The following is a 13,206-nucleotide window of genomic DNA, read 5'->3' on the forward strand; positions in this document are numbered from 1 at the left end:
ACCCTTCGCCGACATCAAGAAGCTGAATGCCTATTGGCCGGAGATCGACCGTATCTGCAAGGCGCGCAACATCCTGCTTTGGCAGTGGGGCTCTGGCGACGAAGCAGCTATGTCGATGCCAGGTCACCGTAGCTGCTGTCGGATCATGGGCAAAGCCAAGGTGAGGAGTGCGGCGAAAACCATGACGACGCCATAAGGTACCTTCCGGCTCGCCCGGATTTCCTCGACGCGCATGAAAAAGGCGAGATGTGCGACGGGCAGCGGCACCGGCAGCCGCAGGACCAGGAGCGTCACGATGCCGAGGACGAGGAGCAAAAACGAAAACGGCAGCATTCCGTGCCATCCGACAAAAAGGCCGATCGGCAGGAAAAGCTTGGCGTCTCCTGCGCCAAACAGCCGGAACGCCCAGAGCATCACCCCAAGTATGAACATCAGCAGACCGGCCCCGACGTCGCCGCCAATTCCGCTCGAAGCAAACAGCGCAGCGCCGACATCCTCGGAGCCAAGCATCACGGCCACCGCGCGCAGTGCATAAAGTGTCACGAGCGCAAGCACGATCGTGTTGGGGATCTTCCATGTGCGGAAATCGGTCCAGGCGGCGTAGAGAAAAAGTAATACTGAAAGCGAACTAATAACATTGATCATTTTCAGCATTGGATTCAACCTTTTGGGTTATGATAGCCTGATTTTCAAGTTCAGTTTCAATAAATCCCGAAGAATGAGTCGGTTTTTACGAATGGAACCGGGACTTTGGTCTTAACCATAAAGTATAGATGTAGAGAGCGCGCGTATAAAACAATTGACTAAATTAGAGTTAAGAGATTATTAATGTTCCCAGTCGAAGAGGCGGTCTCGACGACAGGGCGGCCGGGGGGACTTACGGCGCACAACTTATCTGGGAGGAAATTCTCGATGAAAGCCTTTGTAAATAGCGTACGCGCTTTCGCGCGGGAAGAAGATGGCGTCGCACTTACCGAATACCTCATTCTGCTTGCCTTGCTGGTTGGCGGCGTCATCGGGGCGGTGACATTGGCCGGCCAAAATCTCTCTACCGTTTGGAACGGCTGGGCAACGTGGTTTACGACCAACCTGACCGCCCCGTGAGCAGCCTGAAATCGGCGTTCGAAGAAGCGAGGGGTTTTATTAACCCCTCTCTTCTAAATTAGCATCAATGAATGGATGCGCTCCGTTCAGTGTAGCGAGTAACCGCGATGCGTTCTTCAACGATTTTAAGTCTCGTTATTGCGTTTGTCCTCGCAGCAGCAGCCGTTTTCGGCATGCGCGAGTATCTCTCCGATCAGAAGGCCCAGCTGTTGGCGATGAACGGCATGAAGGCCGAGGAAAGAACACTCGTTGTCGCCGACAAGCCAATGCGCTTCGGCGACCGGATCCGATCCGAAAATCTCAAGGCCATTCCGTGGCCCTCCAATGAAACACCCGCAGGCTCGTTCGTCAGCGTCGAGACGGTCGTCGGCAACGATGCCCAGCCGCGCTATGCCATGGCGGCGATCGACCCCGGCGAGCCGGTGCTATCCTCGAAAATCACTGGTACCGGCGAACGCGCCACGCTGTCGGCGGCGCTCGACCAGGGCATGAAGGCGGTTTCCATCCGCGTCAACGACGTGCTCGGCGTTGCCGGCTTCGTAAGGCCTTCCGATCGCGTCGACGTGCTTCTGACGCGGGTCGTGCGCGGGCCGGCAGGCAACGACCAGACCTTCGTTGACGTGCTGCTGCAAGGCGTCAAGGTGCTAGCGGTGGACCAAACGGCAGACGAGCGCAAGGACGAGCCATCCGTCGTGAAAACCGTGACCTTTGAGGTCACGACCGACGAGGCGCAGCGCCTTACCCTCGGCTCCAGTATCGGCACGCTCTCGCTGGCGCTTCGCAATATTGCCTCTTCCTCCATCGAGCAAACCCGACAGATCACCGTCGCCGACCTCGGTGGCGGGGCGATGGCGACGGAGCTCGGTAATGATCTGGAAAAGAATAAGTTGCCAGAACCTGAAAAACAAGTGCAGATTGTGGAACTGAAGGTTGAACCGGTGTTGTCGGTCGAGCCGAAGTGGGTGACGGTGGGGGTCTGGAACACGACAAAGCGCGAGGAGCACCGAGTCGGCCTGGTCCAGTGATGTTGTTTATGCGGCCTGCCGCAGGTGCGGCCGGCCGAAGGAGGGGGCTAAAGCAGGCATGGCGAACGGCAAGAAACGAATCGCAGGGACGAAAAGCCTTGCGGCACTGGCGGCAGTGTTTTCGGCCTGTGTGTTGGGCCTGGGATTTGCCGGCTGCGCCAACGCACAGGAAAAGTCGGTCACCCTAGGCAAATCGGTCCAGCGTGTGACGTTGCCTCCGAACGCGACGCTGACGCTCAATACCGGCCAGCCCTTCGGCGATCTCGTCATCGGCAGCGCCGATATGATTGACGTGGTGCCGCTTTCCGACCGGTCGCTGTTCATTCGCGGCAAGAAGATCGGCGCCACCAATATCTCGGTCTATGGCGACGACAAGTCGCTTCTCGGTGTCATCGACATCCGCGTTGCCAGCGATTTCACCGAAGTCGCCGCCGCCATTCGCTCTGCCGCGCCCTCGGCCCGGGTCACGGTGGTCAACTCCAACGATCGCATTCGCCTGACAGGCATGGTCCGTGACGGCGTTGAATTGCAGCGGGTGATGGAAGTCGCCCAGTCCTATTCCGACCAACCGGTGCTGAACCAGTTGCGCGTCAGCGACAGCCAGCAGGTGATGCTGGAGGTCCGTATCATTGAAGCCTCACGCACGACGGGTCGTGACCTCGGGATCGGTTGGTCCGGGCACGGCAACAACGGCATCGGCAAGGCAACGACCAGCCAGGGTATTACCGTGGACGATGACGGTAGCTTGGCCCGTTCCCTCCTTGACCCCAAGGGTGCTGCAACGGGTATGCTGCCCTTCGGCCAGTTGATCGCCAAAGTTCTGGAAATTTCGGGCGGCCGCATCGACGTAGTCATCAACGCGCTCGAGCAGAAGGGATTGGTTCGTCGTCTGGCTCAGCCGAACCTCATCGCAATGAGCGGCTCGACCGCCAGCTTCCATGCCGGCGGTGAAGTGCCGATCCTGAAGACGACGAACAACGGCACGACAGTCGCCACCGAGACGGACTATCGCCCCTTTGGTGTGCGGCTGACCTTCAAGCCGGTGGTGCTTGACGACGGCGTCATCAATTTGGAGATCGAGCCTGAGGTTTCCGAGCTTGATCCGTCGATCAGCGTCAACGGCAATCCGGGTTTCATCTCACGCGCTGCCAGCACGACGGTAGCGCTTCGTGACGGCCAGAGCTTTGCCATGGCGGGCCTGCTGCAGTCGATCAATGCCAAAGACATCCAGCAACTGCCGGGCCTCGGGAAGATACCGATCCTCGGCGCACTGTTCCGTTCGACGAGTTTCCAGAAGAAGGAATCCGACCTTGTTATCGTCGTCACCCCGCACATTGTGCGACCGGCCCGCCCGGGTGAGGACCTCTACAGTCCGCTCGATCAGACGCGTTCGTCCAACGACGTCGAGCTTTTCGCGCTCGGTGTTCTGGAAGTCGACAAGGATATGCTCCGACGCTTTCGCAATGGCGTAGGTGTGACTGGGCCCTATGGCCATCGTCTCGACCTGAACCAGGGAGCCCAAGTTGTTGTTACAAAACGCTAAGCGCGTCCTTTTCCTCCTCGCAGTCGCCGGCCTTGCTTCCGGCTGCGCCGACTACATGAACCATCGCGACTCGATCACCTTCGGGCTCGGGAATGCCGTGGAAGCAAACAAGGCCATCCATATCGAGGATCCGTTCCCGCCGGAAGCCCAGCGAACCTGGATCGCAAGCGACGGCAAGGTGATCCGCAGGGTGGTCACTCAGTACCAGAACGGCGGGATGGGCGTTGTTCCGCCGTCGCCGGCCATGGGGGCTAATGGGGCGTCCAGTGTGGCTACCGTTAGCCAATAGCTGGCAAAAGGCATGAACGGCGGCAGCGCGTCGGAAGGGAAAATGCACGATACGGGGTCGTCACGGCGATAGCGCGGTGATGGGGGTATGCCAATGCTGAGCAGGGTTGTCAGACGGTTCTGGAACGATCATCGTGGCTATGTTATCGCCTTGACGCTTATCGCCATGCCTATGCTTCTCGGCTTTTCGCTGCTGATCATCGATGTCGGCCGCAGCAGCAACCTGCATACTGATCTTCAGAATGCGGTCGATGCGATGGCGCTCGCCGGAGCCCGTGAACTCGATGGCCGCGATGATGCCATTTCGAGGGCGCAAACGGCGATCGAGAAAATCGCCAACAGCGCGGCTTTCTCGGGGGGCGGGATCGGCATGTCGCTTGGCTCGCATATTACCGTGGCCTATGACGCCGGCAACGACGCCGGGAGCACTGTCAACGTGCATTTTCTGAAGAGCATCCCGGCCAGCGACGATACGCCCATCCCGTCTTCGATGGAAACGACAGAAGTCAGCGAAGCATCCTATGCCTGGGTCATCGCCAAGCCGCAGGCGATGCAGACGATATTTCCGGTCCCGGTCGGCTTCACCCGCGATACGATCAACATCGCTGCCGACGCCGTGGCGGTATACCACGCCAGCGCCTGCGACGTGACGCCGATCTTTATCTGCAATCCGTTCGAGCCTGCTGGCAACACGAGTGAAAGCGCCAACGACGATGCCGCTGCGGCCTTGCATACCAACTTTGCGGCCGGAAATCTCTACGGGCGACAGATCGAGCTTCACAGCACCTCGTCGTCCAATCCCGGTCCCGGCAATTTCGGGTTCCTGCGGACCCCCTTGGGCAATGGTGCGTCGGTGCTGGCGGAGGCGCTTGCCACCGGCAATCCCGGCACCTGCTACACACAGGACAACCTCGATACGGAGACCGGCGCAATGGCGGGGCCGATCGAGGACGGCGTGAATACGCGTTTCGGCTTTTACTCCTCCTCGTTCAACAAGGCGAAGGGAGATTATCGTTACCGACCTGCCCAAAACGTACGCTCCGCTCGGACAATCACCAAGGGAAAGCCGGGCTGCGATACCTACGATCCCGTCAAGGTCGGAGAGGTTGTCGGCGATGCGAGCAAGGCTTTGCCGCTCGGCTACGGAGCGGGGATGACCTCGCTTGCCGGCGGCAAGATCAGCAGCGCCAACAATTGGCAGTACACGACCTACTGGAATGTCGCGCAGGGCACGGCTGCGCCCTCGGTGAGCACAGTTCTCAGCAACTACTCCAGCTATCCCCCGCAGGCGACTGGAACACCAAGCCGACCCTCTGCGTACGATGTTTATCGCTACGAGCTTGCGAACCCATCTCTCATCAACCATGCCTCGGCGAATGGCGAGACCGGCAAACCGACAACTGGCGGCCAGTGCTATACCGGCCCGGACCTTTCGAACTATACGGCGGCTGAATATGGTGATCGCCGCGAAATCTTCTCAGCCATCGTCAATTGTGGCTATGAAGCCTCGGTCGGCCATCTGAACGGTCACAAGGCCACCCGCGCCGTGGCCTTCGCACGCATGTTCCTGACCAAGCCGGCGATAAAGGATTCCAGCGAACGATACCTTTCGCTGGAGATGATCGACATCACCGGCAAGGGTGGTCGCGGTACGGCAGACGAATTCTTGCGGGAAGAAGCGGAGCTGGTCAGATGATGGCGCTCCGCAATTTTATCTTGTATCGGCTCGGCCTCGGCTTCTGGCGGCGGGAGGAAGGCGCAGTGCTTGCCGAGGCGCTGCTCGCGATCCCCTTTGTAACGCTCTTTGCGGCGGGGATACTGGAGTTTGGCAGCATCTTCTGGCAGCGCATGCAGATCGACGCGGGCTTGCGCGATGCGGGGCGTTACCTTTCGCGATGCCGGCCGTTGTCGGGAACCTATGTGCCGACATGCAATCAGGCGACCGCGAAGACGATTGCCTTTTACGGAACGCAGACGCCCGCGGCAGGCGCTATACCCCGCGTCCCCGACTGGAAGGACCCTTCTGACATCACCATCACGGCACCCGATGCGGATGGGAACATCACCATTTCCACTGCTCATCTCTACCAGAACTCGCCGGTGTTCAGCTTTCTCGGAATCGGTGCCATCACGATCAGTTCGTCCCATGAAGAGAGATACATCGGATGGTGACCTTTCGGGCAATCAAGGCATTCTGGCAGGATAGCAGTGGTGTCAGCCTTGTCGAAGCATTGCTGACCTTTCCGATCGTCATGCTGGTATTCGCCACCTTCATCGAGTTCGGCTATGCCATGGCGCAGTGGAATCAGACGGTCAAGGCACTGCAATATGGTGCCCGTTTGGCCGCCGTATCCGATCCGTTGACGACGAATTTCAATGCCGTTTTCCCGATCGAAGCTACCGATCCGCTCAACAACGGCAAAGCCGCGCCGAACGATGCAACAATATCCTCGACCTGCGGACCGGCTCTTGCGAACTGCACGGCGGCATTGAACCGGATCGTCCTGGGAAGCGACGGCGTTTGCAACGCGGGGACTGATCCTCACCCCGGCATTTGCGACCTCAATTGGCGCATCAAGCCGCAAAATCTGATGGTCACCTACCAGCGGTCGGGGCTCGGCTATTGGGGTCGGCCGGAAGGGCCCGTGCTGACGATGCGGCTGGAGGTGCGCGACATCACCTTCGATCTGCCGATCCTCGGCGGGCTGTTGGGGCTCAACGACATTACCATCCCGGCCCATCCGGTTACGATCACGACGGAAGATCTAAAGACCTGCTCAACCTGCTGACCCCTGATAACGCGTAGGAAAGCGAAAATGACAGCTCACATGAACATTGCCGCATCCACCAAGATATTGGTTCTCTCCGACGACGCGGCAGCAGCGAGCTTCATGCTCGATACGTTTGGGTCGCTTTCGCGTTACGATGTCCGCCATCTCTCGCTGAAGGCGCTCGGAGAAAAGGGCCGGTTCGATCCGACGCAGTTCAACTTGATCGTTCTCGACGTCGACAACGGGAAATTGCTGCACCAGCCGGAGCTTTTCGCGTTTCGCACCAGCTATCGGGACATTCCGCTCGTCGTCGTTTCCGAAGACCTGCCGGACGACATGCTGCGGCTCCTCTTCCGCCTGAACGGCAATGACTGGCTGAAGAAACCGCTCGAGCGCCGCGCACTGATCGACATGATTTCGACCCATGCGCCAGGCACTGGGGCCAGCGACAGCCGGGTGCATGCCGTGGTCTCTGCCGTCGGTGGCGCGGGCGCCAGCATGATCGCTTCGTCGCTTGCGCATGCGCTGGCCCAGCCGACCAAGAATTCGACGCCGCGGGTTGACTTGTTCGACACGGATTTTTGCTCCGGGATGCTTGGCTATTATCTCAACCTCGTCAACGACTACGACTTAAAACCAGTCATCGCCAATCCTTCCCGGGTCGATCTGGAATTCATCGATCTGGTTCGAAAGCGTCATTCGGAAGGCTTTTCACTGCTGTCCTTCAAGCAGCCAGCCGTCCTTCTGGCACCCAAGGGCCGGGAACTCGTGCTGCGTATGCTCGACGTGGCCGCCTTCGAGAGCGACCACACGATCATCGACATTCCCTATTATGACACGCCGTGGAAATACGAGGTGCTCAGCTCGGTCAACAGCATCTGCATCGTCACCGAAATGACGGTCCCTGCGCTTTCTCAAGCCAAGGATTTGTTTGCCAATCTGGTACAGCTGCGAGGCAGTTCGGAGCAGATATTCATCGTCATCAACAAATACCGCGCCAAACTTTTCGGCCTCGGCCTGCGCCGACAACAAACGGAGAAGATATTCAAGGAGATCCCAACGCATGTCATTGCGGATGACTGGGATACTCTGAGCGAGGCGGTCAACCGCGGCGTGCTGCCAATTCAAGTGAATTCCCGGGCGCGCTTCTGCGGCGCAGTCGGTAAACTTGGAGCACTGGTGCGATGACGGCGATCGACAGTGGGCGCATAAGGTCCCGCGCCCCCGATGTTGCTCTTGCGGTTTTGGCAATTCTGGCCGCTGTCGGCGACGCCGAGGCAGGCGGGCTTGTGCCGCGAAGCCTTGGGCCGACGACAAGCGCCGTGGTGACGATCGAAAAAAGCTATGCGGCTGGGACAATCGTCATTGTCAGCGGCAATCGTACGCTGGATCTCGTCATCTCCGAAGGACGCGCGATCCGTTACAAAATCGGAGTCGGACGAGACGGATTTCGCTGGAGCGGTACCGTCAAGGTTGGACGCAAAGCAGAGTGGCCCGACTGGCGCCCGCCTGCCGAGATGAAGGCGCGCTCAGCCGGACTTCCGGACCTGGTACCTGCCGGGCCGCTTAATCCATTGGGTGCCCGCGGGATCTATCTCTACAAGGGCGGGACCGACACGCTCTACCGCATTCATGGAACGAACGAGCAGTCGACGGTCGGCGGTTTCGCGTCATCGGGCTGTTTTCGCATGAGCAATGCCGACGTCATCGATCTCTATGAGAGGGTGAAAGTCGGCTCCACGGTCATTGTAAAATAATAGTTCAGGGGCGGGAAACATGGCGAACGGTATCATGGGGCGTTTCTACAAGCAGTTGGAGCCGGAAAGCCGGGAACATCTGGAGGCGGCCGAACTGTCTTTGGTCGGCGCAGTTGAGAACATGCCTGCCCAACCGGCCTCTGACAGCGCCACGGCGAGTGGCGAAGAGGCTTCGTTCGGGCCGGACATGGTTTCCGAGCGGGTCAATCTGCACCGCTACCTGCTCGATCGCATCAACCTCGGGATCCTCGACACACTCGACAACGAGGAGATCGCCACCGAGATCCGGCCGTTGGTCAAGGACTATATTCGGAGTAACAACTTTCCGCTGAATGCCAAGGAAATCAATGATCTGATCCGCGATATCACCGATGAGATGCTCGGGCTGGGACCGATCGAGCCGCTGCTGGCCGATGACACAATCGCAGATATTCTCATCAATGGCTACAACAGCGTCTATGTCGAGCGTAGCGGCAAGCTCGAGAGCACCGCCGTGCGGTTCAAAGACGAGGACCACCTGCTTCGGGTGATCAACAAGATCGTCTCGGCGGTTGGCCGCCGTGTCGACGAGTCAACGCCGATGGTTGACGCCCGCCTCAAGGATGGCTCGCGTGTCAACGTCGCCATCAGGCCGATCTCGGTCGACGGACCGCTCGTTTCCATTCGCAAATTCACGCGCAAGCCGCTGACAATGGAGCGCCTCGTGCAATATGGCGCTATGGCCGATGCGATGCGCATCCTTCTCAGCGCTGCGGTCAAGGGCAAGGTGTCCATGGTCATTTCAGGCGGCACCGGTTCTGGCAAGACCACCTTGCTGAACGCTCTCTCGTCGCAGATTTCTCCAAGGGAGCGCCTGATCACCATCGAGGATGCGGCCGAGCTTCAACTGCAGCAGCCACATGTCGGGCGTTTGGAAACCCGGCCGCCAACGCTCGACGGGCGCAACGAAATCCGTCAACGCGAACTTTTGAAAAACGCCCTGCGCATGCGTCCCGACCGCATCATCGTCGGCGAAGTGCGCGGCGACGAGGCGTTCGACATGCTGCAGGCGATGAATACCGGTCACGAGGGGTCGATGACGACCATTCACGCCAACACGCCGCGCGACGCCGTCGGTCGGCTTGAGCAGATGGTCGGCATGGCAGGGATGCCGATGTCGCAGTTGAGCATTCGCTCGCAGATCTCGTCCGCCATCACCATGATCGTGCAGGTCCAGCGCCTGAGCGACGGCAGCCGCAAGATCGTCTCGATTTCCGAGATCACCGGCATGGAGGGCGAAGTCGTGCAGATGCAGGAGATTATGAAATTCAAGAAAATCGGCACCGATGAAGGCGGGCGCATTCATGGGGAATTCCGTGCCACCGGCATCCGGCCGCGGTTCGTCGAGGAATTTGCCGAACTCGGGATCGAGATCCCTGTGGCGATTTTTGATCCCGGTAAACCGCTGCAAACGGGACCTGTTCAATGACCCTGACTCTGCTTTACGCGGCCGTTTTCACCGCCGCCCTTGTCGCTGTCGAAGCGATCATGCGCAGCTACTTCAAGACATCAGAACGACACCGTGCCGTGAACCATCGGCTGAGCTTGCTCGAGGTCAGCGATGATCATCGCAAGACCTATAGCGATATGCTGAAGGAGCGCGGTGCCGGCGGCGGTTGGCGGCAAACCCCCATCACGCAGCGGCTGCTGCAGTTCTACGCCCAGTCGGGAATCAAGTTCGATGCCAGGCGATTTGCTCTCTTCGCGATCGCGGGCGCCCTTTTGACGTGGCTGGCCGCGGGGTTCCTCGTGCCCAGCACTCTGTTCAGGATCCCCGTCTTTCTCCTGATCTGTCTCCTCATCCCGGCGCTCGTCGTCTGGCGCGCCCGGGCGCGCCGCATGCGGAAGTTCGAACTGAAGCTTCCTGAAGCGCTCGATGTCGCCAATCGCAGCTTGGCCGCCGGCCACCCGCTGCCGGCGGCGATTTCTTTGGTGGCACGTGAGATGCCGGATCCGATCGGCACCGAGTTCGGCCTCCTCTCGGATGAGCTCACCTACGGCGTGACGCTGGACGATGCCCTTGTCAACTTGGCGAACCGGGTCGGCGTCGAGGATCTGAACCTGCTTGCGATATCGCTGAGCGTGCAGGCCGGAACCGGCGGAAACCTCGTGGAGATCCTGCAGAACCTTTCGAAGACGCTGCGCGACCGGTATATGCTGAAGGCAAAGGTCAAGGCGATTTCCTCGGAAGGACGCATCACGGCGATCTTCATGTCGGGCTATCCGTTCCTGCTTTACGCGATGATCAAGGCGTTGTCGCCGACCTACTTCGATCCCGTCTGGGATAGCGGCCACGGAACCACGGTGGTGAGCGTGCTGCTGGCCGTCATGGCGATCGGGAACGTCATTCTCTACAAGATGGTCAACTTCGAGTACTGAGGCTGTTATGTCGAGTGAGTATGGAATTTACCTCATCGTCTTCTTTGCAGTGCTGATCTTTTCCGCAGCAGCATCCGAATTGTTTATCCGACAGCGCGAGGTCTCGGTCCGAGTGTCGAAGAGCTCGGCGGCATCAGGCGAGGAGTTCCACCTTGGCGATACGACGATTGCCGATCTCGGCGAGGCGGAAAACCGCCTGATCCGTCGCTATTTCGAGATTACGCGACGTGACACCAATGTGAACTCCACCCAGAACCGGCTGATCCGGGCGGGGTATTTCGCTGCCGGCGCCGTGACCACCTTCCAGGTGGTTCGCGCGGTGATTTGTATCGGCATGCTGGTCGTAGCGGTCTGGGCCTTGAACCGGTTCGCGCCTGATATGTCGCAGATAGTGACGCTGATCCTTGGCATGTTTGCTGCGGGCGCGACCTTTATTCTGGTCAACATCTATATCGACCGGCGCGGCGCCGCCAAGGAGAGGGAGTACCGCCGCCTCTTTCCCGATTTCATGGATATGCTGATCGTCTGCCTTGATGCGGGGATGAGCATCGAGGCGGCGGCGAACCGCGTTGCCCGGGAATTCGTTGCCAAGCAGCAGGACTTCGGCCTGCATCTCTCGATCATGATGCTGGAAGTGCGAGGCGGCCGGCGATTGCGCGAGGCGCTCGCCAACCTTGCCATCCGCCTGAGGATCGACGAGGCCCGGGCCCTTTCCGTTCTGTTCCGCCAATCGGAAGAACTCGGGACCAGCGTAACGCAGACGCTGCGGGTCTACTGCAAGGAAATGCGCGACCTCCGTATTGTTCGCGCGGAGGAAAAGGCAAACGCCCTGCCGGTCAAGATGCTGCTGCCGCTCGGCGCATTCCTTTTTCCGGTAAGCCTCGTCATCGTTCTTGTACCCGTTGTTATGCGTGTCATCAGTCTTCTCATCGGCATGAAACCCGGCGGTTGAGCCAAGCGAGGTCGTATGCAGTATTCGCTCGAACAGAATCGTAACGAGGCCATCATTGCCCTCGATCCGCGTATGCCCATGGCACCGGCAAGCATAGAACAAGCCGGACTGGATCCGTCGTTCCTGCTTCGGTTGGCGTCAAAATGCGCGGCCGAGCAGGATACGACCACGGCATCTCATCTGGCTGACCGGATGAAATTGCCGAAAGTGATCGTCAATATCCTGATCAAGGAGCTTGTGAAACTCGCCTATCTCGAGGCGCGCGGCTTGGCTGGTGAGGATGTGCGATCCGATATTCGATATGCTCTTTCCATGAAGGGGTTCGAATATGCCCACGCGGCGTCGCGTCAATGCCAATATGTCGGGCCGGCGCCGGTGTCGCTCGACGCGTTCTGCCGGCAGGTCGGTTTGCAGTCCATCCATTACGAGCGCGTGACCCCGGAGCGGCTGAACGACAGCCTTGACGGGCTGGTGCTGTCAGACGCCCTGGTCGAAAAGCTCGGCCCGGCCATCAACTCCGGTCGCTCTATCCTGCTTTACGGACCACCCGGCAACGGAAAGACGAGCATCGCCGAGCGGACGTCGCAACTGTTCCGCCAAACAATCTGGGTGCCCTATGCCGTCGAGGTCGGCGGTCATGTCATCAGTTTCTATGACGAAGCAGTGCATCACCCCGTATCAGAGGCAGACACAGAATCCCATCCGAAAGCGGATCAACGATGGACCGAATGCCGCCGTCCGGTGATCAAGACGGGCGGGGAATTGACCCTCGATCAGCTCGATCTCACCTTCAACGCAGGACCGAATGTCTACGAAGCGCCCATACACTTAAAGGCGTCCGGCGGCGTTTTCATTATCGACGACTTCGGGCGCCAACAAGTGGCGCCACAGGCACTCATCAATCGCTGGATTGTCCCGCTCGAGCGCGGATATGACTTCCTGACGCTGCACACCGGCAAGAAGTTCAAGGTTCCCTTTGACGAGCTGGTCGTATTTTCGACGAATATCGCACCGAAGAATCTTTCTGATGAGGCGGGCTTGCGGCGCCTCAAATACAAGATCTTTGTGAACACTCCGTCGCGCGACGAATATATCAGAATCTTCAAATCGTATGCCAGCGGCACCGGATTGGTTGTCTGTGATCCAGACCTGAATCTGTTCTACGATCGCAAGTACAACGGCGATGTGCTAGCGTCTTGCTATCATCCAAAATATCTTCTGGATTTCGTCAGTTCTTACTGCGAGTTCAACGGCATAGCCGGAATCGCGTCGCTCGGTATGCTCGAGCGGGCGTGGGAAGGTGTATTTACCTCGGAATGATTGCGGGCTTGTCACTGACACGGCGTGT

The 13,206-nt window shown here is 59.1% G+C and carries 14 protein-coding genes; 13 read left to right on the plus strand and 1 reads right to left on the minus strand.

Translation table 11 applies throughout. The features are described from left to right. Nucleotides 1–123 precede the first annotated feature (123 nt). A complete protein-coding gene (locus ELH03_RS05540) occupies nt 124–654 on the minus strand; it encodes an A24 family peptidase (protein WP_130766132.1) in 531 nt (176 codons plus the stop codon). A gap of 258 nt (nt 655–912) precedes the next feature. Here ELH03_RS05540 and ELH03_RS05545 point away from each other — a divergent pair, with 258 nt between their 5' ends. The 13 genes from ELH03_RS05545 (at nt 913) to ELH03_RS05605 (ending at nt 13,178) form a co-directional block, all read left to right on the plus strand. Further along, nucleotides 913–1,104, plus strand: coding sequence for a Flp family type IVb pilin (locus ELH03_RS05545; RefSeq protein ID WP_130766133.1), 192 nt, complete (start codon nt 913–915; stop codon nt 1,102–1,104). A 107-nt stretch (nt 1,105–1,211) separates the two neighbouring features. After that, nucleotides 1,212–2,129 carry a Flp pilus assembly protein CpaB gene (gene cpaB / locus ELH03_RS05550; protein ID WP_130766134.1) on the plus strand — a complete coding sequence of 306 codons (918 nt, stop codon included), beginning with the start codon at nt 1,212–1,214 and terminating at the stop codon, nt 2,127–2,129. A 58-nt stretch (nt 2,130–2,187) separates the two neighbouring features. Next, entirely contained in the window at nt 2,188–3,672 is a 1,485-nt protein-coding gene (locus ELH03_RS05555; RefSeq protein ID WP_130766135.1) for a type II and III secretion system protein family protein, read from the plus strand. After that, complete coding sequence (locus ELH03_RS05560; protein ID WP_026236589.1) at nt 3,656–3,961, plus strand: hypothetical protein; 306 nt, start codon at nt 3,656–3,658, stop codon at nt 3,959–3,961. Before ELH03_RS05555 ends, ELH03_RS05560 begins: the two co-directional genes overlap by 17 nt. Nucleotides 3,962–4,054: 93 nt before the next feature. Further along, a complete protein-coding gene (locus ELH03_RS05565) occupies nt 4,055–5,656 on the plus strand; it encodes a TadE/TadG family type IV pilus assembly protein (protein ID WP_130766136.1) in 1,602 nt (533 codons plus the stop codon). After that, the gene (locus tag ELH03_RS05570) at nt 5,653–6,132 is read left to right on the plus strand and encodes a TadE/TadG family type IV pilus assembly protein (protein WP_130766137.1); all 480 of its coding nucleotides are present in this window, start codon (nt 5,653–5,655) and stop codon (nt 6,130–6,132) included. The genes ELH03_RS05565 and ELH03_RS05570 overlap by 4 nt, the downstream gene beginning before the upstream one ends. Beyond that, nucleotides 6,126–6,749, plus strand: a complete 624-nt coding sequence (locus ELH03_RS05575; RefSeq protein ID WP_130766138.1) for a TadE/TadG family type IV pilus assembly protein — start codon at nt 6,126–6,128, stop codon at nt 6,747–6,749. The genes ELH03_RS05570 and ELH03_RS05575 overlap by 7 nt, the downstream gene beginning before the upstream one ends. Nucleotides 6,750–6,776: 27 nt before the next feature. Beyond that, nucleotides 6,777–7,919, plus strand: coding sequence for a pilus assembly protein (locus tag ELH03_RS05580; RefSeq protein WP_130766139.1), 1,143 nt, complete (start codon nt 6,777–6,779; stop codon nt 7,917–7,919). Next, nucleotides 7,916–8,488 (plus strand): L,D-transpeptidase, encoded by a 573-nt coding sequence (locus ELH03_RS05585; protein WP_130766140.1) that lies wholly within the window; start codon nt 7,916–7,918, stop codon nt 8,486–8,488. Before ELH03_RS05580 ends, ELH03_RS05585 begins: the two co-directional genes overlap by 4 nt. A 19-nt stretch (nt 8,489–8,507) precedes the next feature. Next, nucleotides 8,508–9,956, plus strand: a complete 1,449-nt coding sequence (locus ELH03_RS05590; protein ID WP_130766141.1) for a TadA family conjugal transfer-associated ATPase — start codon at nt 8,508–8,510, stop codon at nt 9,954–9,956. Then, entirely contained in the window at nt 9,953–10,906 is a 954-nt protein-coding gene (locus tag ELH03_RS05595) for a type II secretion system F family protein (protein WP_130766142.1), read from the plus strand. Before ELH03_RS05590 ends, ELH03_RS05595 begins: the two co-directional genes overlap by 4 nt. Nucleotides 10,907–10,913: 7 nt before the next feature. After that, nucleotides 10,914–11,858, plus strand: coding sequence for a type II secretion system F family protein (locus ELH03_RS05600; RefSeq protein WP_130766143.1), 945 nt, complete (start codon nt 10,914–10,916; stop codon nt 11,856–11,858). 15 nt (nt 11,859–11,873) lie between these two features. Continuing rightward, a complete protein-coding gene (locus ELH03_RS05605) occupies nt 11,874–13,178 on the plus strand; it encodes a DUF8689 domain-containing protein (protein ID WP_130766144.1) in 1,305 nt (434 codons plus the stop codon). Nucleotides 13,179–13,206: the final 28 nt, after the last annotated feature.

It is taken from the genome of Rhizobium beringeri (genome assembly GCF_004306515.1).
GTDB classification, from domain to species: Bacteria; Pseudomonadota; Alphaproteobacteria; order Rhizobiales; family Rhizobiaceae; genus Rhizobium; species Rhizobium beringeri.

Bases quoted from the DNA above. Each gene is read 5' to 3' on its own strand.
- ELH03_RS05540 (WP_130766132.1), bottom strand. From the start codon at position 654: ATGCTGAAAATGATCAATGTTATTAGTTCGCTTTCAGTATTACTTTTT.
- ELH03_RS05545 (WP_130766133.1), top strand. From the start codon at position 913: ATGAAAGCCTTTGTAAATAGCGTACGCGCTTTCGCGCGGGAAGAAGAT.
- cpaB (WP_130766134.1), top strand. From the start codon at position 1,212: ATGCGTTCTTCAACGATTTTAAGTCTCGTTATTGCGTTTGTCCTCGCA.
- ELH03_RS05555 (WP_130766135.1), top strand. From the start codon at position 2,188: ATGGCGAACGGCAAGAAACGAATCGCAGGGACGAAAAGCCTTGCGGCA.
- ELH03_RS05565 (WP_130766136.1), top strand. From the start codon at position 4,055: ATGCTGAGCAGGGTTGTCAGACGGTTCTGGAACGATCATCGTGGCTAT.
- ELH03_RS05570 (WP_130766137.1), top strand. From the start codon at position 5,653: ATGATGGCGCTCCGCAATTTTATCTTGTATCGGCTCGGCCTCGGCTTC.
- ELH03_RS05575 (WP_130766138.1), top strand. From the start codon at position 6,126: ATGGTGACCTTTCGGGCAATCAAGGCATTCTGGCAGGATAGCAGTGGT.
- ELH03_RS05580 (WP_130766139.1), top strand. From the start codon at position 6,777: ATGACAGCTCACATGAACATTGCCGCATCCACCAAGATATTGGTTCTC.
- ELH03_RS05585 (WP_130766140.1), top strand. From the start codon at position 7,916: ATGACGGCGATCGACAGTGGGCGCATAAGGTCCCGCGCCCCCGATGTT.
- ELH03_RS05590 (WP_130766141.1), top strand. From the start codon at position 8,508: ATGGCGAACGGTATCATGGGGCGTTTCTACAAGCAGTTGGAGCCGGAA.
- ELH03_RS05595 (WP_130766142.1), top strand. From the start codon at position 9,953: ATGACCCTGACTCTGCTTTACGCGGCCGTTTTCACCGCCGCCCTTGTC.
- ELH03_RS05600 (WP_130766143.1), top strand. From the start codon at position 10,914: ATGTCGAGTGAGTATGGAATTTACCTCATCGTCTTCTTTGCAGTGCTG.
- ELH03_RS05605 (WP_130766144.1), top strand. From the start codon at position 11,874: ATGCAGTATTCGCTCGAACAGAATCGTAACGAGGCCATCATTGCCCTC.